The organism is Curtobacterium sp. 9128, from assembly GCF_007673775.1.
Lineage (GTDB): Bacteria > Actinomycetota > Actinomycetes > Actinomycetales > Microbacteriaceae > Curtobacterium.
The window spans coordinates 488,050-510,189 of sequence record NZ_VEAF01000003.1 but is presented as its reverse complement, the minus strand read 5'-3'; the positions used below and the strand labels follow the sequence as shown (position 1 = coordinate 510,189).

General features: G+C 73.4%; 16 protein-coding genes. 7 read left to right on the top strand and 9 right to left on the bottom strand.

All coding sequences use genetic code 11. The annotated features are described in order from the left end of the window. Positions 1–25: 25 nt before the first annotated feature. From FS641_RS08620 to FS641_RS08610, 3 genes are all read left to right on the top strand, one after another. Complete coding sequence (locus tag FS641_RS08620; protein WP_144762757.1) at positions 26–766, top strand: SDR family oxidoreductase; 741 nt, start codon at positions 26–28, stop codon at positions 764–766. A gap of 106 nt (positions 767–872) precedes the next feature. Beyond that, complete coding sequence (locus tag FS641_RS08615) at positions 873–1,079, top strand: tautomerase family protein (protein ID WP_144762755.1); 207 nt, start codon at positions 873–875, stop codon at positions 1,077–1,079. A 102-nt stretch (positions 1,080–1,181) separates the two neighbouring features. Then, complete coding sequence (locus FS641_RS08610; protein WP_144762753.1) at positions 1,182–1,892, top strand: MgtC/SapB family protein; 711 nt, start codon at positions 1,182–1,184, stop codon at positions 1,890–1,892. Between the two features lie 67 nt (positions 1,893–1,959). Here the strand turns inward: FS641_RS08610 and FS641_RS08605 are convergent, their stop codons facing one another. Beyond that, positions 1,960–4,524, bottom strand: a complete 2,565-nt coding sequence (locus FS641_RS08605; RefSeq protein WP_144762751.1) for a hypothetical protein — start codon at positions 4,522–4,524, stop codon at positions 1,960–1,962. 252 nt (positions 4,525–4,776) lie between these two features. Between FS641_RS08605 and FS641_RS08600 the strand changes: the two genes are divergently transcribed. Then, positions 4,777–6,150 (top strand): ABC transporter substrate-binding protein, encoded by a 1,374-nt coding sequence (locus FS641_RS08600; RefSeq protein ID WP_144762749.1) that lies wholly within the window; start codon positions 4,777–4,779, stop codon positions 6,148–6,150. Continuing rightward, on the top strand, positions 6,147–6,941 hold the full coding sequence (locus FS641_RS08595; protein ID WP_144762747.1) for a phosphotransferase: 795 nt from the start codon (positions 6,147–6,149) through the stop codon (positions 6,939–6,941). Before FS641_RS08600 ends, FS641_RS08595 begins: the two co-directional genes overlap by 4 nt. 145 nt (positions 6,942–7,086) lie before the next feature. On the opposite strand, the gene FS641_RS08590 is transcribed toward FS641_RS08595, so the two are convergent. The 8 genes from FS641_RS08590 to FS641_RS08555 form a co-directional block, all read right to left on the bottom strand. Further along, on the bottom strand, positions 7,087–9,789 hold the full coding sequence (locus tag FS641_RS08590) for an alpha-mannosidase (protein WP_260855749.1): 2,703 nt from the start codon (positions 9,787–9,789) through the stop codon (positions 7,087–7,089). Then, positions 9,786–10,451, bottom strand: a complete 666-nt coding sequence (locus FS641_RS08585; RefSeq protein WP_222122072.1) for an SIS domain-containing protein — start codon at positions 10,449–10,451, stop codon at positions 9,786–9,788. Before FS641_RS08585 ends, FS641_RS08590 begins: the two co-directional genes overlap by 4 nt. Next, on the bottom strand, positions 10,444–11,544 hold the full coding sequence (locus FS641_RS08580) for an ROK family protein (protein WP_260855748.1): 1,101 nt from the start codon (positions 11,542–11,544) through the stop codon (positions 10,444–10,446). Before FS641_RS08580 ends, FS641_RS08585 begins: the two co-directional genes overlap by 8 nt. A 101-nt stretch (positions 11,545–11,645) precedes the next feature. Continuing rightward, positions 11,646–13,553: an MBL fold metallo-hydrolase gene (locus tag FS641_RS08575; RefSeq protein ID WP_144762742.1), complete on the bottom strand. Its 1,908-nt coding sequence runs from the start codon at positions 13,551–13,553 to the stop codon at positions 11,646–11,648. Then, positions 13,550–15,556, bottom strand: coding sequence for a hypothetical protein (locus FS641_RS08570; protein ID WP_260855747.1), 2,007 nt, complete (start codon positions 15,554–15,556; stop codon positions 13,550–13,552). Before FS641_RS08570 ends, FS641_RS08575 begins: the two co-directional genes overlap by 4 nt. Next, positions 15,553–16,272, bottom strand: a complete 720-nt coding sequence (locus FS641_RS08565; RefSeq protein ID WP_144762740.1) for an aspartate/glutamate racemase family protein — start codon at positions 16,270–16,272, stop codon at positions 15,553–15,555. Before FS641_RS08565 ends, FS641_RS08570 begins: the two co-directional genes overlap by 4 nt. Then, a complete protein-coding gene (locus FS641_RS08560; RefSeq protein WP_144762738.1) occupies positions 16,269–17,174 on the bottom strand; it encodes a hypothetical protein in 906 nt (301 codons plus the stop codon). Before FS641_RS08560 ends, FS641_RS08565 begins: the two co-directional genes overlap by 4 nt. Further along, on the bottom strand, positions 17,171–18,715 hold the full coding sequence (locus FS641_RS08555) for an L-fuculokinase (RefSeq protein ID WP_186317657.1): 1,545 nt from the start codon (positions 18,713–18,715) through the stop codon (positions 17,171–17,173). Before FS641_RS08555 ends, FS641_RS08560 begins: the two co-directional genes overlap by 4 nt. 88 nt (positions 18,716–18,803) lie before the next feature. Between FS641_RS08555 and FS641_RS08550 the strand changes: the two genes are divergently transcribed. Beyond that, on the top strand, positions 18,804–19,589 hold the full coding sequence (locus tag FS641_RS08550) for a DeoR/GlpR family DNA-binding transcription regulator (RefSeq protein WP_186317656.1): 786 nt from the start codon (positions 18,804–18,806) through the stop codon (positions 19,587–19,589). After that, complete coding sequence (locus tag FS641_RS08545; protein WP_260855746.1) at positions 19,586–21,910, top strand: protein O-GlcNAcase; 2,325 nt, start codon at positions 19,586–19,588, stop codon at positions 21,908–21,910. Before FS641_RS08550 ends, FS641_RS08545 begins: the two co-directional genes overlap by 4 nt. Positions 21,911–22,140: the final 230 nt, after the last annotated feature.

Below are 22,140 nucleotides of genomic sequence, written 5' to 3'. Positions count from 1 at the left end.
TACTGCGCAACGGAACGGAGCAGCCATGCCCAATGCACACCACCGCGTCGCGATCGTCACGGGCGGATCCCGTGGCATCGGACGCGCGATCGCCACCCGCCTCGCCGCGGACGGCCTCGCCGTCGTCGTGAACTACGCCGGGGGCACTGCGGCGGCGTCCGCCACCGTCGAGACGATCACCGCAGCCGGCGGCCGGGCGGTGGCCGTCCAGGCGGACGTCGCGGACGAGGGGGCGGTCGCGGCCATGTTCGACCGGGCCGAGCAGGAGTTCGGAGGCGTCGACGTCGTCGTGAGTTCCGCCGGACGCCTCGCCCTGTCCACGATCGCCGACCAGGACCTCGAGGTCCTCGACGCACTGCACCGGACGAACATCCGCGGCACCTTCGTCGTCGCGCAGCAGGCGGCCCGCCGGCTCCGCCTCGGCGGCGCCTTCGTCGGCATGTCGACATCGGTCGTCGGGACCCAGTTCCCCACCTACGGCGCCTACGTCGCGAGCAAGAGCGCGGTCGAGGGCATGACGCTGATCCTCGCGAAGGAACTCCGCGGGCGGGACGTGACCGCGAACGTCGTCGCACCAGGACCCACCGGGACGGACCTGTTCCTGGACGGCAAGACCCAGGAGCAGATCGACGCCCTCGCGAAGGCCGCTCCCCTGGAGCGCCTCGGCACACCCGACGACATCGCCGGGGTCGTGTCATTCCTGGTCGGCCCGGACGGCCACTGGGTGAACGGGCAGACCATCCGCGCGAACGGCGGCATGGTCTGACACGCCCCGCGCGTCGCGCGGGACCACCACCGTGCCGGCCCGGCGGACGCCCCGTCCGCACCGGCCACCACCTGACCCGTCCGGGTCGCAATCGAGAGGAACACCCATGCCATTCGCCAACGTCAAGGTCCCCGCAGACACCCTCACCGCCGAGTCGAAGCAGCGCCTGCAGGACGCCGTCACCGACGCCATCGTCGACGTGTACGGCGAGCGCGCCCGTCCGACGACGCTCGTCATCCTCGAGGAGGTCGCCGACGGCGGGTGGATGCTCGGCGGCACCGTCCTCAACGAGGCCGTGCTCGGCCGGGTCTGACCCGCGCGCGCCGCACCGAGTCGACGCACCGGCACTGGTCCGGACGGCGACGAGTTGGATGGGGCATGACGAGAGGACGCTGATGCACCGGATCGACCTGCCGTGACCCCCGCACTCGTGTCGCCCTTCGCCGGGCAGGGCTGGGTGCAGATCGGCGAGGTGCTGCTCGCGTTCGCTCTCGCATCGTCGATCGGGCTGGAACGCCAGATGCGCGCGAAGAGCGCGGGACTCCGGACCCAGGCCATCGTCGGCACCGCGGCGGCGCTGATGCTCCTGGTGAGCAAGTACGGGTTCTCCGACGTGCTCGGCGACCACGTCGTCCTCGACCCGTCCCGTGTCGCGGCGCAGATCGTCTCCGGGGTCGGCTTCCTCGGTGCCGGGCTCATCCTGACCCGGCGCGGCGCGGTCCGAGGGCTCACCACCGCGGCGGCGGTCTGGGAGACCGCCGCCGTCGGCATGGCGGCAGGTGCCGGCCTGTGGCTGCTCGCCCTGGTCGTCACGGCGCTCCACTTCGTCATCGTGTTCGGGTACACGGCAGTCCTGCACCGTCTCGACCGGCGCAGCCACGGAGCGGTGAGCCTCGAGATCGCGTACGACGCGCACCGCGGGGTCCTGCCGCAGATCCTGACGCAGATCACGTCCGCCGGGTGGAGCGTCACCTCCCTGACCCAGCTCGAGCGCCCGGACCCCGACCTGACCGCCGTGCGACTCGAGTTGACGGGGAGCACCGACACCGGCGCGCTGTACGGACGGATCGCGGATCTGGAGGACGTGCGGGGCATCACCCCCGTGACGGGCGACGAGCTCGAGTAGCGCGAACTCGAGCCGACGCATCGGCGTGCGGGCCGGCCCGCCGGTCGACGGGCGAGCAGCGTCGCCGTCAGGCCGGCAGGAGCACGTCCCCCGCATCCGCGGGCTCGACCCGCACGCTCCCCGATCCACCCGGAGCCTGCACGCGCACGACCACCGCGTCGACGCCGACGTTCCGCACCCGGGCTCGGACGGCGTCCCCCACCGGACGCAGCGCGACGAGGACCGCGTCCGGATCACCCTCGAGCACGGTGACCGTCACGCCGGTCCCACCCGGCCGAGCCGTCCCCGGCGGCAGCGCGCGGGCGGCGAGCGGCAGTGCGGCGTCGCGGCCGGCCCGCGCGACGGCGACCGCGTCGATGCCGTCGCGCGGGGCGAAACGGTACCGGTAGGTCCCCGACGCGTCCTGGCCCGGCTGGAAGTTCGTGAAGTGCAGGGTGTCCGCGACCCAGCTCGCGACGAGGCCGTCCTGGACGTCGAGCCGCTCCGCCCACTGCCCGGTGTGGAACCCGCCGAGCTGCACGAGCGGGACGTCCCGCGTGGTCCAGAGCACGCCGCTGCCGTCCTCGCCGACCACCCCGACGGCGTGCTGCACCGAGTACCAGTCGCGGGAGGTGTCCGGCAGCTGCTCGGCGTCGGCCACGAACACCGCACCGGCGGTCTCGACGAGGAAGCGAGGCCCGTCGACGCGCCAGGGGAAGGCCACGAAGACGCTCTCCGGTCCGCGCCGGTACGGCTTGTGCATCGTCACCGACAGGTCGACCATGTCGACGTCGTCGTGCACCGTGATCGTGGTCTCGACGGCGGGGACCGTGACCGCCCACGTCCGCCAGGTCACGCTGGTCCACCCCGCACCGCGGCGCATGGTCGGCTGCTCGGCCCCGACCGCGGCCGTCTGTACGAAGCGGGGCCCCGGGTCCTCCGGACGGAACCGCTTCGGGTCGACGGTGAGCATCGGGTGGGTGCTGCCCGCCTCCGGCGACTCGGTGACGACGGCACCCAGGCCGAATCCGCGACGCAGGTCGACGAGTTCCCGACGGGAGGCTCGGTGCAGCAACGAGACGACCCCACCGCGGGCAGCGTCCACCTCCAGGTGCCACCGCGCCGTGTCGAGGACCGCCACCGTTCCGTCGACGGTGAGCCGAGCCTCCTGTCCGGCGGTGTCCGGAGCGGTGGCCGGCTCGACCGCGGTCGCGTCCGCCGGGAGCGGCACCACGACGGTCGCGAAGGGCGGGACGGCGACGACGGCGCGGACGCGCCGGCCGCCGTCGACCTCGGTCTCGACGGGCTCCGCACGGTGCGTCTCGGTCGGGTTGACGACGACCAGGTCCGTCGCAGCTGGCGTCGCCGCGGGTGCCGGCTCATCCGTCCCACGCGTCGCGAGCCGGTACCACCCCTCGACCGCCAGGTCCCGTGCCAGGTCGTACGCCGCGTAGGCGTTGCCCGCGGAGGCGTTGGCGTGCGAACGGTTGAACGTCGAGTCGGGCTTCGAGTAGGTCTCCCACGACCCCCACGTGTGCTCCCCGAACAGCAGGAGCTGCTCGTCGACCTGCGCCAGGTCGGTGCGCACCTCGTCGTCGCTGCGCAGCCGGACCGGACCGCGCCGGTACCCGAGCACCGTCGCCAGGGCAGGGCCGTCCTCGGTCTCCGCGGGGTCGTGGGCACGCAGCGCGTCGAGTGCGAGTGTCGCGGCCCCCTGTGCCAGGAACGTGCCGGCCTCGCGGTAGGCGGCGACGTCGCGGGCCGTCGAGCCGTGGCCGTGCGCCCACCAGTCTGCCCACTCGCCGCGGAACACCGGGACGCGGTCCCCCGCCGCCCGTGCCTGCGCCTCGAGGTCGTCGAGCGCCTGGTCGACCGTCGACACGCGCATCGGGACGTCCGGGTGGCGGGCGTTCCAGGCGCGGACGACCGTCCGGAAGACCGCGGTCGGCCAACGGTTGTCGTTGCCCGCGTGCACGATCGTCGATGTGAAGGGCAGGTCCTCGCGGTCGGCCAGTCGGGCGAGGTGGTCGCTGATCCGGCGATCGGCGGACTCGACGTCGCCGTCGACGATGCCCCACTCCTCGCCGAGCCCGTAGTGGGTCGACAGCCAGACGAAGACCTCCTGGTCCCCCGGTCCGCGCCACCACGCGCCGGTCGGCTGCTGCGCCGGCGGGCGGCCGTGGTCGGGGTTGAGCGCCATGAGCAGCCGCCCGAGCCCGGCGCGACGCATGGCCGGCACGACGCCCCACGCGATGCCGTTGACGTCGCCGTGCTGCTCGGTGCGGACCGGGATCCCGAGCTCGCGGACCCGGTCGAGCAGCTCGTACGCGGCGTCGAACTCGCTCGCGGACGGCAGCTGCGTCATGTTGAGGTAGCCACCCGTGACCGCGATGCGTCCCCGGGCCACCTGGTCGCGCAGTCGCTCGACGTCGGCGTCACCCGCGGTCCGCAGCCAGGAGAGCACCGGCCGCGCGACCTCGAAGGTCCAGCGGAAGGCATCGGGTGCGTCGTCGCCGGCGGTGTCGGCGTCGACGAGGTCGAGGACCCTGGTGACGATCCGCGCATGCATCGCGTCCACGATGCGCGGACTGTTCGTGTAGCCGACATCATGGTGGGTGTGCGGGACGAGGTGGACGCGGCGGACAGCGGTCACGGGTTCCTCCTGTGGCATCGTTACCACAAGCCAGCCTAGGGAGTGCTCGGCCTCCGGCACAACGACTCCGTCCAGGATGCGCACCGTCATGAGTCACGGTCGGACAACGGAGTCGGTGTCCCCCTTGCGGGGCACCGGGAGGGTGGCCTAGATTCCGGTGTGGAAAGGTTCCCAGTCGCCGTCGTCGGCGGTGGGACCGGACCCCGCGACCGGCAACGACGCACGCCGCGGACCTCTCGAAGGGATCGTTCAATGAAGAAACGACAGGCGGCGCTCCTCGCGTTCACCGTCACGGCCTCCCTGGTCGCCCTGACCGCGTGCAGCTCCGGTGGGACCGCGAGCAGCAAGGACGCCTCGTTCTCGAAGGACCCCTCCGGCACGCTCAACGCCTGGGGCTTCGACAACGCCGACGACGTCGGCACCTCCCGACTCGACTACGCGAAGAGCCAGCTCAAGGGGGTGGACATCAAGATCGACCAGACCACGTTCGACGCCCAGAAGTTCACCACCCGTGTCGCGAGCGGCAACGTCCCCGACGTGGTGCAGATGGACAGCAACTTCGTCGCGACCTACGCCGCGCAGGGGCTCATCATGCCGCTGGACAAGTGCTACTCCACGTACGACGTCGACCCCAAGACGAACTACTACCCCGCCGTCATCGACAACATCTCGTACAAGGGCGACGTGTGGGCGGTGCCGCAGTTCTACCAGCCGCCGGCGATCATCCTCAACGAGCGCGTGATGAAGGCGGCCGGGGTCACCGACGCCGACATGGACACCTCGAAGCCCGACCAGATGGTCGAGGCGATCAAGAAGATGTACAAGACCTCCGGCGGGAACCCGAGCGTGCTCGGCTTCGACCCGGCCGCCACCGGACAGGCGCCGCTCTGGATGCTGGCGTTCGGCGGCAAGCTCGTCGGGTCGGGCGGCAAGCCCACGCTCGACGACTCCGCCAACGTCAAGGCCATCCAGGTGCTCCAGAAGATCGTCGACGCGCAGGGTGGCTGGGCGAAGATGAAGAGCTTCACCGACGCGTTCGACTCCTTCGGCGACGACAACCAGTACGTGAAGGACCAGGTCGGCGCGCAGGTGAACGCCCAGTGGTACGTCAACGTGCTGAGCCCGTACATCGACAAGATCGACATCTCCGCCGTGCCCTTCCGCGACTCGGCCGGGCAGCCCTTCACGGCGGCGTCGGGCACGGCCTTCGTCATCCCGGCGAACGCCAAGAACCCGAGCGCGGCCTGTGACTGGATGCTCAACCTCACGAGCGAGAAGGCCTGGCTCGCCGCCGGTGCCGCCCGTGCGAAGACGCTCCAGAAGACGCCGGGCGCGGTGAACACGGGCCTGTTCACGGGCTCGCCCGCAGCCGACAAGGCGATCCGCGAGAAGTACGTGAAGTCGACCGGCAACACCGGCTTCGACACGACCATCAGCACGTACTACGACATCGTCGGTCAGGGGAAGTCGGTCGGCGCCTCGCCTGCCGGCCAGCAGATCCAGACCGAGCTGCAGAACGCGATCACCTCGTCGCTCCTCGGTGACAAGACCCCGCAGAAGGCGCTGTCCGACGCGCAGTCGGCAGCGATGCAGGCGTACGACAAGGCGACCCAGGGCAAGGGGTGACCCGACCCGCCAGGCGGGCGGCGGACGACCAGGAGGTCGCCGCCGCCCGCCGTCGTCGTGCCGCCCCGACGGCCCTCCGTCAGGGGGCCGTCGGCCAGGTGCGCGTGGTCGAGCGCGACGGACGCACGCTGGTCGAGAAGCGGATGCGTGACCTGCACCGACACGACACCGAGGTCACCGCGCTGCGGGCGCTCGCGGAGTCCGGCCTGCCGGTGCCGGAGCTCGTCGACGAGGCGCCGGGGGTGCTCCACGAGACCCTGATGCCCGGTGGGCGACTCGACGAACTCGAGCGCGGTCCGCGCCGCGCCGGGCTGGTCGCGTCGATGGCGCTCCTCCGGCAGCTGCACCGGATGCCCCCGCCCTCCGGACTGCCGAGTGCGCCGGACGACACCGCGACGCTGCGGCGGTACCACGCGGCCGGCGGTCCACCCCTGCCGACCTCGGTGCCCGCGGCGGGACGACCGGTGTTCTGCCACGGCGACTGGACTGACGGGAATCTGCTCGCGGTCGACGGCGTGGTGACGGCCGTCCTCGACTGGGAGGCCGCGATCGCCGGAGACCCGCTGCGCGAGCTCGCACGGATCGCCTGGGCAGCGGACCGCGACGACCCGGGAGCGGCAGATGCCCTCGTGGCCGCGTACGGCGCGGACCCCGAGGTCGTGCGCGCCTGGATGCCGGTCCACGCCGCGGAGCTGTGGCTCTGGTTCGTGGAGGCCGGACCGCCCGAGTACCTGGCGCGACTGACCAACGACCTGGAGCACTGGCGGTGGGGCGGGCTGCCGCCGGTCTGACGGAGCCGCACCGTGCCTCCAGTCCGGATCGCCGACGACCGCCGGGCAGCCGGTCAGTCCGCCGGGTAGCCGGTCAGTCCGCCGGGTAGCCGGTCAGTCCGCCGGGTAGCCGGTCAGTCCGCCGGGCAGTCCGACGGGCAGCCGGTCAGTCCGACGGATCGGTGCCGCTCGACGCAGCGGCCTCGGCCGCCGGTTCGGGAGCCGCTCCGACGGGATCCACCCCACCCTGCTGCGGGTGCGCGTCCGGGGCGTCGGCGCCCGCCTGCACCGGCCACTCGACGAGGTCGACCTCGACCACGGGACGGTCCGGATCCCGCGGCACCCGGAAGGTCCGGATGCGGTGGGGACCGAAGTCCTCCTCGAGCACCCGGTCCACGATCGGCAGCGCGATGCGTGCGCGAGTGTGTTCGCCACGGATCTCCACGGCCCGCACGACGAGGTCGGCGCCACCGGACGCGGCGTCCGGTGACGGGTCCTCACTGCCCTTCACGGCGGTGACGAGGACACCCCCGCCGTCGTCGACGAACGCGTGTCGATCGCCGAGCGCGCCGCCGTGGAACGACTCGAGCATCGCGCGCACCGGCGATCCGAGCAGGGTCGCCCGGCGGGTCGGTTCGACCTCGCGGCGGTCCCCGCCGTGCGGGGCGAGCTCGACGGCGAACCGCTGGACGCCCTGGTCCTGGTACGTGTAGATGCCGTCCGGGTCGAGCAGTCGGGGGTCGTGCCACGAGTACACCGGGCTGCGGACGGCGGTCACGCCGATGGACGGCTGGGGTCCGTCGGACACGTCGTACCCGTGCTTGTTCGTCGTGATGACGGTGAGCCCGGCGGGCACGCCGTCGACCGTCCCGGAGAGGTCGACCCACGACTGCGCCGGTTCCTCGGCACCGTCGACCGGCCGGGGCTCGTCGCCGTACGGGATCTCGTACGTCGCGTGCGGGTCGGTGAGCGCGGTCGGGAACCGCAGCTTCATGAGGTGCGCCTGCTCACGCCAGTCGAGCGTCACGTCGATGCGGAGGGTGCGTGCGTCGTGGTCGAGCACGAGCTCCTCGACGAGCAGGGACCGGTTCCAGGTCCGTTCGACCCGGACCCGGGCGCGGAGCGGACCGGACTCGCGGACGACGATGCGCCGGAGCTCCATCGGCTCGCCCGGCCAGGCGTAGGACACGACGCGGTGCCCCCAGGTGTCCGTCGGGTCGGCGCAGACCTGCGTGTGCGTCCGACCGTCGACACCACGCATCACGTCGACCCCGGTGGCGCGGTCGACGAGCGAGACGACCGAGCCGGTCGTCGGGTCGATGCGGACCGTGAGGTGCTCGTTCTCGAGCAGGTGCTCGGTCGCGGTCAGGCGCTCCGGCGCGGCGGTGCTCCAGCGGCCCCGGGCCGGCGCCGGTGCCGGTGCCGGGCCGGGACGGAGGCGGTACAGGCGGTAGCCGAGCGGCGGCACGTCGGCGCGGAACACGAGGGCACCACGGCTGACGTCGTCCGTCGTCGCGACCGACTGCGTCCGCTGGTGCACGACCGCGCGGCCCTCGCCGTCCACCACGTGCACGCCGGCGCGCTGTGCACCGAACTGCAGCTCGACGTCGGTCGACACGGGCCACGGGTGCTGGTTGAACACCAGGACCGGCTGGGTGCCGTCCTCGACGGGGACGTCGACCTGACGGGCGATGACGTTGTGCGCCTGCACGGTGATGCGCTTCGCCACCGCCACCGCCTCGCCGAGCTGGTCGCGGGCGTCGTCGTAGGCGGTCTCGATCGCCGAGCCGGGCAGCACGTCGTGGAACTGGTTGAAGAGCACCTGCTTCCAGGCTCGCTCGAACTCCGCGCGCGGGTACGGCACCCCGTCGTGCAGGGCGACGACGGCCGCCCACCGCTCGGCGGTGAGCAGTGCGTACTGCGCCCGCTTCTGCCACGCCTTGATGCCGCTGTGCGCGGAGTAGCAGCCCGGCGCGTGGTGCTGCAGGTCGGTGCTGACCACCGACAGGCCGTCCCGGTGCCGAGCGCCCCGCGCCTCCACCTCGTCGAAGTAGGTGTCCGGCGTCGACATCACGAGCCGCCCGAAGGACCCCATCCGGTCGTAGCGGTGGATCGACTCGATGTTCGCCTTCGTCGGACCGCCGCCGTGGTTGCCGACGCCGTAGAACACCATGACGTCGCCGAGGGAACGGTCGACCTGCCCGAGGGACTTGTCGGTCTGCCCGTCGACGCTCCCCGCCGGGCTGCCGTACTCGTAGGGGATCCGGTACCCGAGCACCTCGGAGCCGTCCGGGGAGCGCCAGCGGAACAGGGTGTCGTCGAAGTCGCTCTCGTGCGGGCCGGGGCGCAGGAAGACGTACGAGCGCATGCCCTGGCCCCGCAGGATCTGCGGCAGCATCGCGTTGTGCCCGAACGGGTCGACGTTCATGCCGGTCCGCGCGGTGATGCCGAAGCGCGAGGCCAGGTAGCGCTGGCCGTAGAGCCCCTGCCGAGCGAAGCTCTCCCCCATCGGCATGTTGCAGTCGGGCTCCACCCACCATCCGCCGGTGTTCACCCACCGGCCCTCGGCGACGCGCTCCTGGATCCGGCGGAACAGCTCGGGGTCGGACTCCTCGACCCACGACAGCAGCACCATCTGGTCGCACGTGAAGACGAAGTCGGGGTACTCGTCCATCCGGTGGATCGCCGACCAGAACGTGGCACGGGCCTCCTGGTAGCCCTCCTGCCACGGCCACAGCCACACCGGGTCGAGGTGCGCGTTGCCGACCATGTGGATCGTCCGGTCGGGGGTGGCCGCGGGTCGCGGGGCCACCGGGAGGTCGCGGGGCTGTGTTCCGCTCGGCGCGTTGGCCACGGGGGCGGTGCTCATCGGTGGTCCTCGTCTCCGTCTGCCCATGCGTCCACCATCTCCGAGACGGCGTGGAGCATGAAGGTGTGCATCTCCTGGATCCGTGCGGTCGCCTCCGACGGCACGACCAGCCGGTGGTCGGCGTGCTCGAGCGCTGGGCCGCCGTCGCCGCCGGCGAACAGCACCGTCGTGGCACCGGCCGCGCGGGCGGCCGCGAGCCCGGCGACGACGTTCGCGGAGGCGCCGCTCGTCGAGAACGCGGCCACGACGTCCCCCGGATGGGCGAGCGCCTGGACCTGACGGGCGAAGACGACGTCGTAGGCGTAGTCGTTCGCGATGCAGGTGAGCGTCGTGGGGTCGGTCGACAGCGTCACGGCGCCGAGCGGTCGGCGGTCGCGGCGGTAGTGCCCGATGATCTCGCCGGTGAGGTGCTGCGCGTCGGCGGCACTGCCCCCGTTGCCGAAGGTCCAGAGCGTGCCGCCGCTGGCGAACGTCCGGCAGAGCAGCTCGCCCACGGCGCGGACGCGGGGCACGAGCGCTGCCGTGGCGCGGGCGGTCCGGACGTGGTCGTCGAGTTCGTCGGTCATCCAGTCGTGCGTCGTGGGGTCGGTCGGGGTCGAGCCGCCGGTCGGGGTCGCAGTGCTGGTCGGGGTCGTGGTGCCCGTGGTGCTTCGCTCAGACATGGGTGGACTCCCCGCGGGCCGGGACGGCGACCGGCCGTGACGAGGCATCGGAGACCGACGACCGGCTGGACGCGGCGGTGCCGTGGGCCGAGGGTGCTTCGTCTGGAGCTCCGTGGACCGAGGATGCTTCGTCTGGCGCTCCGTCGAGCAGGTCGAATGCGATGCACGCGGCCCCGACGACGCACACCGCGTCACCGAGCGCTGCCGGCTCGATCCGCACGGCCGCCGCCGCGGGTGGCATCGCCGCACCGTCGACCGCAGCACGGAGCGGGACGAAGAGGGCGTCGCCGGAGCGCGTCACACCCCCGCCGAGCACCACGACGTCGGGTTCGAAGACGTTGACCAGGTCGGTCACCGCCACCGCGAGCAGTTCGACGGTCTCGTCCCACACCGCTCCGGCGAGCCGGTCACCGGCCTGGGCTGCCGCGACGACGTCCTCGGCCCGGACCGTCTCGAGCGCCGCGAGCGAGGAGTCCGCGCCCGTGGCGAGCGCCTCCTGCGCACGGCGGGCGATGGAGCCCCCGGACGCGTACCCCTCGAGGCACCCGTGGCGCCCGCAGAGACACGGTCGCCCGTCACTCCGCACGAGGACGTGCCCGAACTCGCCGCCGTTGCCGGCGGCCCCCTGGTGCAGGTGCCCGTCGATGACGGCGCCACCGCCGATGCCGGTCGAGACGGTCAGGTAGAGCACGGTGGACCGACCCACGGCGGCGCCGTACCGGGACTCGGCGAGCGCCCCGACGCTGGCGTCGTTCCCGAGGACGGCCGGCACCCCGAAGGCGTCCTCCACCATCGAGACGATCGGCACGTGGTCCCAGCCGGGCAGGTGCAGCGGGCCGAGGAGCACCCCGGAGGCCGCGTCGAGCGGACCCCCGCACGAGATGCCGACGGCGGCCACCTCGTCGACCCCCGCCGTGGCGATCGCGCGCCGACCCATGTCGAACAGGTGGCGGATCACCTCGTCCGGTCCGGACTCGCGGTGCGTCGGTTCGATGAGCAGGCCGTGCGTGTGGCCGTCGTCGGTCACGACGGCCACGGCGAGCTTCGTCCCACCGATGTCGAGCGCCAGGACGGGTCGTCCGCGAGAAGTCATCATGCCCCTTTGCGATGATGTTGTGGGATCGTTTCCAGTTCCTCATCCTACGGAAGACGGAGAGGCGGGTCAACGGTGTGCTCCTGCTTCTGGGAACGCCGTCACACGACGGTCACCACCGCGTCGGCGAGCTGACCGAAGCGCGCTGCCCCGATCGTCACGTCCACGGCGACCCGCGCCCGTCGTCGCGGCGCCCCCGCCGGGACGACCCGGAACGAGAGCACGCACTGCTCGCCGGCTCCGACGGTCGCCGTCACCTCCTGGACGTCGACGGTCCAGCCGGGAGGAACGACCGGGCGCACCGAGACCGGCGCGCGGTCCGGCAGGGGGTTCCGGACGACGACCCGGAGATCGACCGTCTGCCCCATCGGGATCCGGGAACGGTACGGCTCGATGCGGGCCACGCCCTCCGGGCCCGGCTCGAAGCCGTCGCGGACGCCGTGCAGGAGCGCCTCGTGCCGTCGGTCGAGCGCGGCGGCGGTGGCAGCCAGCAGGTCGAGGAACGGCTCGTCGACCCGACGCGGTGCCCAGTGCCCGCTGAGCAGGAGGTCGGGGGCGATGCGTCGGTAGAGCGCGGCGCTCCGGACGTAGTCGCCCTGGCGGAAGCGGTTCCGGTACTGGTGGTTGAGCACCTCGGGTCGGCCGCCTGGTACGCCGGCGTTCTCCTGCTGGTCCCCGGTGAACAGCACGCGGACCCCGTCCACCTCGACCTCGTACGCGACGTGGTACAGCGTGTGCCCCGGCTGGTCGTGGACCGTGATCGTGTACTCGTTCCACGTGAAGGGCTCGCCGACCGGCAGGACGCGGTCGACCGGCACGGGGTCGAACCACTGGCACGGGAGGTCCTCGCGCCAGGGGTCGGCGAGCACCGGCGCCACGGTGTCCGGCGCCCACACCTCGGTGCCCTCGACGGCGCGCAGGAGCGGCATCCCGGCGACGTGGTCGTCGTGGTGGTGGGTCGGGAGCGCCACGGCGACCTTGGTGACGCCGAACTGCGCCCGGAGCGCCGACAGGGACGCCAACCAGGGGCGCTTCGTCGCCCGTCCCGTCCCCGGGACGACCCCGGTGGTGACGTCGTACCCGTAGTCGACGAGCAGCGCCTCGCCGTTCTCCGAGAGCAGGGCGTAGCTGCACGACAGGCTCGTCGTGTTCGCCAGCAGGTGCGGCGAGACGGGCGTCCATGGGCGCCGCAGCCAGCTCTCGAGGTCCCACGGGTGGTCCCGACGCGAGTCGACGAGCTCCTGCATGCGGGCACCGAGCAGCCGGAGCGCCGCGTCGGCCTCCGCCATCGGCAGCCCGTGCGAGGGCAGCAGCACGTCGGGTGCCTCGTCGCGCAGCAGCATGCAGCTGAGGACGACCATCGCGGGCCCTTCGACCCCGGTGTAGCTCCACTGGGTCGCCGCGAGCGACCAGACCTGCCCCGGCGCAGACACGAGGTCCCCCGTGAAGGCGAGCCGACGACCATCCCGTTCGTGCAGGAGCGTCACCGATCCGACCGTGTGCCCAGGCGTCGGCAGGACCCGGAACCGGACCGTGCCGTAGTCGGCCGACCGGTACTCGGGCAGCACGTCGGCGACGGGCACGGGCTCGAGCAGCGAGAAGCGGTCCTGGCGGAGGTCGTAGTCGTCGTCGAGGTTCCGCTCGTCCCAGAGTTCGTCCGGTCTCGTGAAGAGGTCGACCTCGACCGGCGGGACGTGCACCCGTGCTCCGTGCTCCACGGCGCTCGGCAGCCCCTGTCCCTGGTCGCGGTGGTGATGGGTCATCAGGACGTCCGTGACGCGCCGCACGCGGAGGGCCTCCAGGTGCTCGAGCACGCGACCGGAACCGAAGTCCACGGTCACGGCGTCGGCGGTGCCGTCCGCAGCACGGTCCCCGACGACGAGGTAGACGGCGACGGTGTCCTCGACGCGGTAGACGTCCCGGGCGACCTCGGTCACGCCGTCCGGCAGGACCCGCCCCCGGACCGTCCCCGTCGACCAGGCCTGCCCCTGGTCCTCCTCGCCGGTCATGCCGACCGCCCACGACCGGACGACCGGAGAGTCCGGTACCGCTCCCACGTGGCAGCGACCTCGCGGAGGTCCGCGTCCGCGATCGGCTCCCCCGAGCGGTCGATCGACTCGAGGTAGTAGAGCGCCGGGACCCCGAGTTCCCCCTGCCGGGCGACGTACCGCAACCATTCCGCCCGGTTCGGCATCGGCCACTGGTCGGTGTCGACCGGGTGGTGCGGCAAGGTCCGCCTGACGATCGCGTGCCGCATCTCGAGCTGGTCGACGACGGGGACGGGGCGACCCTCAGGGTCGTCCTTCGCGACGTCGTTGAGCCGCACCATCGAAGTGACGTCCGCGAAACCCGGGTGCACGGTGTGCGTCACGACGAGCGCGTCGGGCTTGACCGACCGCGCCGCGTCGACGAGTACCCGGAGCAGCTCGTGCAGCAGTGCGATCCCCCACGAGCCACCTCCGCCGCGCAGGGTGGTCCCGGACGGGCCACGCTGCGTGAAGTCGACCTTGAACCCGTCGGCGTCGATGCCGTCCGGACCGAGCAGGTGCCGGACGATCCCCGTGAGCCGTTCCCGGTACGCCGGCGACCCCGGGTCCACGCTGACCGGTCGGCCGTCCCGGTCGCGGACGCACTCCGCGGCCGGCAGGCCCTCGACGTCCCACGCCTTCCACCACAGCAGCACCCGCTGACCGGCGTCGTGGCGGGTCCGGACCCAGCCTCCGAGGTCGGGCCAGGCGTCCGTGTCGACGACACCGGTGCCGTACTCGCGCTGCCACCGGTCGTCGACGACGACCGTCCCGGGACGGAGGCCGTGCTCGCGCAGGCGGTCGAGGAACCCGTCGTAGACGTCGGCACGGGCGAACGTCGGCGCGAGTCGCGCCACGTCGGCGTCGTCCTCGTCCCCTTCCGGCACGACGACCGCGGCGTCGTCTGTCGGTGCGGACGCCACCGCGGCGCGGCGGAGCAGCGCGGAGGACCGGGCGCTCTGCGCACCCCAGCCGCAGAAGACCGGCTCGGTCCACCAGTCAGGGTGCGCCGGGGCCGTGTCGGGAGCACAGCCGGTGGCGACCAGGTCGGCACGGTGGTCGTCGAGCACCTGCCACGGGTCGCTCGCGGGGCGGAGCACCACGACCGGGCTCCGCCAGCCGTCCCGCGCGACCGTGTGCCCCTCGTAGGCCAGCCGCAACCGGAAGCCCCCGTCGAGCGGCTCGTGGTGGAACCCGGTGAACGTCTGGTCCGCGACGGGTGCGCGGACGCCGATGCCGAGCGCGTCACCGCCGGGCACCGCGGTGGCACCGTCGGGGACCGCTCGGACGAGGCCGTAGACGAGGGGCGGCGGCGAGAACACCGCGGACAGTCGACCGGGGGCCGCGTCACCGACGACGCCGAGGACCGCCGGGACGGCCGCGGGTCGGACGAGCCGGACCGGTTCGGTCGCCGCGGGGACGAACACGCCGCGGAAGCGCATGGCGGACCGGAAGGCACCTGCTGCCCCGGACGGCAGGGTGGCTTCGCCGCCGAGGACCGTCACGTCGGTGACGGCTCCACCGTCCGACGGACCGCCCTCGACCTCGACGGTGAGCTCGACGTGCGTCGGCCGACACCGGAGCACCGTGCTGCGACGGCCCCACACCGACGACCCGCACGCGACGGTGAGCACCACGCCGTCGCCGTCGGGTCGGACGGACGGCAGTCCGACCGAGGTCGTCTCGTCGGCCCCGCCGGTCGTGTCGACGCCCGCGAGGAGACAGAGGTCCGCCCACCGCCGTCCGTCAGCGCCGCGCAGGACCGCGGAGGGCGCGGACCGGAAGCGTTCGCCGGCGTCACGGATCGTCAGGGACCACGCCGGCGCACGGAGCACGAGCGTGTCGCCGTCGCGGTGGACGGCCACCACGTGCGCGGTGGTCGGGTCCGTCGCCCCGGTCAAGTCCGTCGCCGCGGCGGGGTCCGTCGCCGCGATCAGGCCCGGAGCCGTGGAGTCCGGCCACAGACGGACGTCGTCGTCCGTCATGCGCGGTCCCTCGACGCCGCCCCCGGAGCACTCGGCCGCACGGCCTCGGCGAGCGCCGCGACTCCGCCTGCCGGCGAGGTCAGCACGGGCACCGTGACGTCGTCGGGCACCCCGGCGGCCATCGAGGCCTGCGCGAGGACGACGACGTCGGCGCGCCCCGCGGCGTCGCGGACGGCCTCGCCGACCAGTGCGTCGGACCGCGACGCGTCCCCGGCGGCCCGTGCGTCGGCGGCGCCGGCGACGACGACGGCCTCGACCGACACCGGAGCTCCGTCCGACCCGTCTGCCCGGTCTGCCCCGGCTCGGACGGCCCGCTCGACGAGCCGGCCGGTCGGACCGAGCGTCGCGGTCAGGGTGGCGAGGACGACGATCCGCCCGGACGCGCCCTCGGCGCGGGCGAGCTCGACCGCCCGGTGGGCCATCGGCTCGTCCACCCGGAGGACGGGCACCCGGACCTGAGCAGCAGCCGCGTCGACCGCCTCGCCGATCGACGAACACGTGGCGAGGACCGCGTCGACACCGGTCGCGACGAGTGCGTCCACCGCGCGTCCGACCCGGTCGCGGAGGTCCCGGTCGACCCCGTTCGCGACGGCGTCGGCGAGCAGTGTGGCGTCGACGAGGTGCACGGTCTGGACTCCGGGTGCGGCCGCCCGGACGTCGTGGTCGAACGGCTCCACCAGCGCGGGCACCGTGTGCAGCAGACCGACGCGGATCATGCCTGCCGCCAGGGACGGGCGTCGGTGTCCACGATCGCGGCCAGGTGCTCGAGCCGGGGACGTGACCGTTCGTGGAGCGCCCGCGGGACGTCGTCCGCGCCGACGACGTCGCTCCAGAGCGCCCGGCCGGCGAGGAAGCCGCTCGCGCCGGCGCGGCTCGCGGCGGTCACCGCCCCGGCGAAGTCCGCCTGGGCGACCCCCTGGCTGAGCACCACCCACGGGGTGGTGATCACGCGCGCGAGGTCCTGGCTCGCTGCCAGTTGCTCGTCGGCGGTGCCACGACCGTCGAGTGGTACCTGCACCTTCAGGAGGTCGGGACCGAGCGGCGACAGTTCGGCGGCGGCCTCCCGCACGGCGGCGTCCTGGTCCCAGGTGCCGGCGTCGAGCTCGGCCGGGGTGGCACGGACGACGGGTTCGAGCACCGAGAGCACCCCGCGCTCCCGTGCTGCCCGGACGAACCGCTCCGCCATCGTGGCCCGTTCGGCGCGACGGGCGTCCCGTCGCCAGATCACCAGGAGCTTGAACGCCGACACGCCCCCGAGGTCGGCGTCCGCAGCGAGGACGACCTCGTCGAGTGCGGTCTCCTCGACCGGACCGCCGGGGTCCTGTGTGAGGTCGTCGGCGGCGAGGACGAGCCCGGTCCGCGCCGGGAGCACCGAACGGACGTCGTCGAAGGCGAGGTGACGATCGATGAGGAACCCGGACGCGGTGTCGCCCAGCTCGACGGCGACGTCGCGCTTGAAGGCGCGCAGGACGTCGTCGCCCACCCGGCCGGCGCCCGCGGCGGCGAACATCGTCCTGAGGCTGTCGCGCTGGTCCATCGCGACCATCGCGAGCGTCCCACTCGGTCGTGCCAGCGCGTCGAGTGTCGGCGCACCGACCGGTGTCGTGGTGTCGGTCATGCCGGGTTCCTTCCGTCGGGGAGTGCAGCGGCGGAGGCGGACGCCCCGTCGAGGTGAGCGGCTCCGGCACCGCGGGTTCCGGGGACGCCGTCGAGGACCGATGCCGGGTCGATCGCTCCGGTCCGCACGGCGGCGAGGAGGGCGGCACCGGCGGCGACCGGCTCCCGGCAGACGACCGGCTCGACCGGCACGCCCAGAACGACGGCGCGGGCACGGGCCCACGCGCGGTTCGCGGCAGCGGCGCCGCCGACCAGGAGCACCGGACCGGCGCCGTCCGGGACGTCGAGGAGTGCACGGTGTTCCCGGTCCATCCATGCGAGGTGCGCGGCGAGGCCGTCCACCACCGCTCGCGCGAGGACGTCCGCGGGCAGCGACCGAGGATCGACGTCGTCCGGACGCGGGCGACCGGCGAGCGCCCTGACCGGGTCGTCCGCGCGGAGGACCCGCACGACCGCAGCCGGATCGGGTTCGGGGGTCTGCCGACCGTCGGGGTAGGGCGCGACCAGGACGCCGTCGGCCGAGCACGCGGGTGCGGCCAGGAGCGATCGGCCGTCCTCGCCGGTGACCTCGGCGAGCCACGACGCCATCGCTCCGGCACTGGGCGCGCCCGCCAGCAGCGTCTCGCGGTCACCGTCCACCGAGCGGCCGATGCTCATGCCCGTGCCGAGCACCCGCTCGCGGTCGACGGCGTCCGGTCCCGAACACCGGACGAGGGCCTCCGACGTGCCGACGGACACGACGGCCCTCCCCGGGCCCCGGACGCCGGCCGCCCACGTGGCCACGACGTGGTCGTGCCCGGCGACGACGACGGGGGTCCCGGTTGCGAGGCCGCACCGCGCGGCGGCGGTGGCGTCGATCGACACCGCCGGGTCGTCCGGTCCGGCGATCCTCGCCAGGTGGTCCGGGGCCAGCCCGACGGCCGCGAGCAGGTCGACGTCCCAGGTGCGCGGCGTCGGGGTGTGCGCGGGCGGGAGCCGTACCGCCATGGTCCGGAGCGCGAGCGTGTGGTCGGTGACCGCTTCCCCTGTCAGGTGTCGGACGAGCGCGTCCGCGACACCGACCCAGCGCTGCATCCGCCGCCATGCCTCGGGGTGCTCGACGCGGAGCCGAGACCACATCGCCAGCGGCGCCTTCGCCGTCGGTGCGAGTCCGGTGGCCCGGTGGAGCTCGTCCGTGCCGAGCCCGTGGACGAGGGGGTCGCCACCGCCGCGCTCGAGGTCCCGACGACGGCGGTCCCACCGCACGAGCGGGAGGACCGGGTCGCCCCGGGCGTCGAGACCGGTGCCGGTCTCGGCCATGCTCGCGATGCCGAGCGCACGGGGCGGGCGCGCGAGGCCGTCGACGAGAGGGCGCATGGCACGGTCGACCGCGGCCAGCAGGGTCGGCAGGACGTCGGGGGTGGGGAAGGAGGTGGTCCGGAGCAGCGCGCCGCGGTCGTCGACCAGCGCGACCTTCGTGTTCGTCGTGCCGATGTCGACCCCGACGAACGTGTCACGGACGACGTCGCCCGTGACGGCGGAAGCACCTCGGACCACGTTCATGCCGGCCATGTTTGTCCGTTCTCGGACATCATGTCAAGGAAATGTTCACTCCTTGACATCCTCCGGACGGACTGGGGAGGATTCCGTCATGCGTTACACCGAAGCCCCCGCGCGACGCCTCGAACTCCTACGACGTCTGGAGTCCGACGGGTACGTCGCGTCCGCCGTCGCCGCGGAGGAGTTCGGCGTGTCCGAGATGACGATCCGCCGCGACCTCCGGCAGCTCGACCTCGAGGGGCTCGCGCGCCGGGTGGTCGGTGGGGCGAGCCGGACCCTGAGCGGCGAGGCGTTCGAGGACCGTGACGCGAGTGCGACCGTCGCGAAGCAGTCGATCGCGGAACTCGCCGCCGACGTCCTGCTCCGACTCACCGGACCGGAACCCGTGGTCGCCCTCGACGCCGGCACGACCGTCGCTCCGATCGTGGCCTTCCTCCCGGCAGGCACCACGGTCGTCAGCCACTCGGCGCCGGTCATCGCCGCGGCCATCGAGCGCGGCGACCTCCCCGTGGTCGCGCTCGGGGGCGAGTACCACCCGCGCACCCGCGCCTTCGGCGGGTCGGCGACCCGAGCGGCACTCGAGACGCTGGCACTCGACGTCGCGGTGCTGTCCGCGACCGCGGTCACCCCCGCCGGGGTGCTCTGCGCCGTCGACGTGGACGCCGACGTCAAACGGGCCATGGCCGCCGGAGCCGAACGGTGCGTCCTGCTCGCCGACCATGCGAAGTTCGCCGCCCGCGCCCCGATCCGCGTCGGTCCGCTGGACCTCGTCGACGTCCTGGTGACCGACGCCGACGCCACCGACGACCAGGTCGGCCCGCTGCGCGCGGCTGGACTCGAGGTCCTCCGTGCTCCGGCGTCCGGGGCGCCGGCGTGAGCAGCTCCGGGCTCGACACGCTCCTGCCGCGCCCGGGCGCGGTGGTCGTCGAAGACGGACCCTCGGGGCCGCTCGACCAGGCGACGTGCGATGCTGCCGTCGCCGCGGCGTCGGCGGCGCTCGCCGCGGTCGACGCCGAGGATCCGGCCTCTGCCCCGCGGCCGGAGGACGTCCGCGGACGCGGTCGATCGACGGTCCGGATCGGGCCGGCCCAGGCGAACCGCTCGGTGCGGATCGACGTCGTCGACGCTGCCGGGCTCCGCCGTGCCAGCCAGGTGCTGAGTGCTCTGCGCACCGACGGACGAGCGATCCCGCCGATGACCGTCACCGATGCGCCCACACTGGCCCGACGCGGCGTGGTCGAGGGCTTCTACGGCCCTCCGTGGTCCCACCGCGAACGGCTCGACTTCTTCGCCTTCGCGCTGCAGGTCGGCTTCACCGAGTACGTCTACGCCCCGAAGGACGACCTCCACCACCGCGAACGATGGCGCGAGCCGTACCCGCCGGACGAGCTCGCCCGCATCGGTGAGCTCGCCCGCGTGGCGGCCGCGCACGGCGTCGTCTTCACCTACGCGGTCTCCCCGGCGCTCTCCATGTGCTTCGTCGACGACGCCGACCACCGTGCGCTGGCGCGGAAGTGCGAGCAGGTCCGGAGCGCCGGGGTCACGTCGTTCGCGCTCCTGTTCGACGACGTCCCGTCCACGCTGCAGCACGAGGCCGACCGACGCCACCACGGGACGGACGAGCGGGCGACCGGTCGAGCGCACGGCGCCGCCGCCGCCCGGTTCGTCACCGACTTCCTCGGACCCGCGGGCATCCCGGGGCCACTCCTGGTGTGCCCGACCGACTACGCGGGCACCGCGGAGTCGCCCTACCGCGACGGATTCGCCGAGACCCTCCCGATCGACGCCGAGGTGCTGTGGACGGGACCGGACATCGTGGTCGGCTCGATCTCCCGCGCCGACGTCGACGCTGCCGCCACCTCGTACCGGCGTCGACTCGTGCTCTGGGACAACTTCCCGGTGAACGACTTCGACCGCAGCCGGCTCTTCCTCGGGCCCCTCCGGGGGCGACCGTCGGACCTCGCCGGGTCGGCCCTCGTCGGGATCTGCGCGAACCCGATGGTCGAGGCCGTACCGTCCCGACTGGCCCTGGCGACCGTCGCCGACTGGGCGTGGGACCCCGCCGGGTACGACCCCGACGACGCAGCACGTCGCGCCCTGCACCTGGTGGCCGGCCCCGACGCCGACACCGTCGCCGCGCTCGTCGACGCCTGCTCGGCATGGCCGCCGTCCGCACCGCAGAGCGCGACGCTCGACGGCCTCTGCTCGGCGGCGCTCGAGGGCGACGCGGTGGCGACCGACCGGCTCCGCTCCGCACTCACGGCACTCGTGGACGACGCCCGCGCGTCCCCCTCGACGCCCGGCGCGCGAGCCACACCGCTCCGCACCGCGCTGGAGCCCTGGACCGCCGCGGCTCGGGACACCGCGCGGGCCGGGCTGCTCGCCTGCGACCTCGTGGCCGAGTGCCACGCACACCGCGCCTCCGGGGCCGACAGACGACTCGTGGCCGATGCTCTCGCCCGCAGTGAGGACCACTTCCCGAACGTCCTCCGCGGCGTCGTCCCGCCGTTCGTGCGTGCCGTGCTGGCCCGCGCGGGCGCCAAGGACGTCCCCGGACCGACAACACGTGACGTCGTGCTCGTCGTCGGCGCGAACCCGCGGCCCGGCGACCGCGACCTCGCCGAGCGACTCACCGCTCGCGGGAACGCCGTGCACCTCACCAGCACACCCGAGGACGACGCCGAGCGCGTCGCATCCGCCGACCTCGTGATCGTCGGGGACGGTGCCACCGCCCAGGCGGCGCGGTTCCTGGCGCACGCTGCGGTGCCGATGCTGGCGTGGGCTCGGCTCCAGACCCTCGCGCTCACCGACCGTTCGCAGGTCGCCCTCGCTCGGGAGCACGTCCAGGTGGTCGATGCCGAGCATCCGCTCGCCGCCGGTGCCTCGGGGACGGTGCGGGTGCACCGCGGACCGGGCAAGGTGACGTGGACGCGTCCGGTACCGGGGGCCGACGTCGTCGCGCGTACCGCCGAGGAGCACGAAGCGGTCATCGCCCTGCACTCCGCTGGCTTACCGCTCGTCGACGGGGTCCGGGCTCCGGCGGACCGCGTGCTGTTCTTCCTGTCCGACGACGGCCTGGCACCCTGGCTCCTCGCGCCGGGTGGCCTCGCGCTCTTCGACGCCGCGGTCGACCTCCTCCTGACCCGCCACCTGACGCTGCCACCGGAACGCCGCACCCCCGCCGACCACTCCTCCTGACCCGCCACGTGACGCTCCCAACGGACCTCCCCACCCCCGCCGAACACTCCGCCTGACCTGCCACGTGACGCTCCCACCGGAACGCCCCACCCCCGCCGAACAGAGCACCGCGCCATCGCCCGACATCGCTGTGGGATCGATGCCAGAAAAACCCCGAGAAGAAGTGGCGCTCCTCGAGAAGCAGGGGATACCGTGCCGTGGAACCCACCGAAGAACGATCCCAGAGTCGT

What these genes read in the sequence shown, in the direction of transcription:
- FS641_RS08560 (WP_144762738.1), bottom strand. Translation starts at nt 17,174, where the DNA reads ATGACCGACACCACGACACCGGTCGGTGCGCCGACACTCGACGCGCTG.
- FS641_RS08600 (WP_144762749.1), top strand. Translation starts at nt 4,777, where the DNA reads ATGAAGAAACGACAGGCGGCGCTCCTCGCGTTCACCGTCACGGCCTCC.
- FS641_RS08565 (WP_144762740.1), bottom strand. Translation starts at nt 16,272, where the DNA reads ATGATCCGCGTCGGTCTGCTGCACACGGTGCCCGCGCTGGTGGAGCCG.
- FS641_RS08550 (WP_186317656.1), top strand. Translation starts at nt 18,804, where the DNA reads ATGCGTTACACCGAAGCCCCCGCGCGACGCCTCGAACTCCTACGACGT.
- FS641_RS08580 (WP_260855748.1), bottom strand. Translation starts at nt 11,544, where the DNA reads ATGACTTCTCGCGGACGACCCGTCCTGGCGCTCGACATCGGTGGGACG.
- FS641_RS08555 (WP_186317657.1), bottom strand. Translation starts at nt 18,715, where the DNA reads ATGAACGTGGTCCGAGGTGCTTCCGCCGTCACGGGCGACGTCGTCCGT.
- FS641_RS08615 (WP_144762755.1), top strand. Translation starts at nt 873, where the DNA reads ATGCCATTCGCCAACGTCAAGGTCCCCGCAGACACCCTCACCGCCGAG.
- FS641_RS08590 (WP_260855749.1), bottom strand. Translation starts at nt 9,789, where the DNA reads ATGAGCACCGCCCCCGTGGCCAACGCGCCGAGCGGAACACAGCCCCGC.
- FS641_RS08620 (WP_144762757.1), top strand. Translation starts at nt 26, where the DNA reads ATGCCCAATGCACACCACCGCGTCGCGATCGTCACGGGCGGATCCCGT.
- FS641_RS08570 (WP_260855747.1), bottom strand. Translation starts at nt 15,556, where the DNA reads ATGACGGACGACGACGTCCGTCTGTGGCCGGACTCCACGGCTCCGGGC.
- FS641_RS08575 (WP_144762742.1), bottom strand. Translation starts at nt 13,553, where the DNA reads ATGACCGGCGAGGAGGACCAGGGGCAGGCCTGGTCGACGGGGACGGTC.
- FS641_RS08585 (WP_222122072.1), bottom strand. Translation starts at nt 10,451, where the DNA reads ATGTCTGAGCGAAGCACCACGGGCACCACGACCCCGACCAGCACTGCG.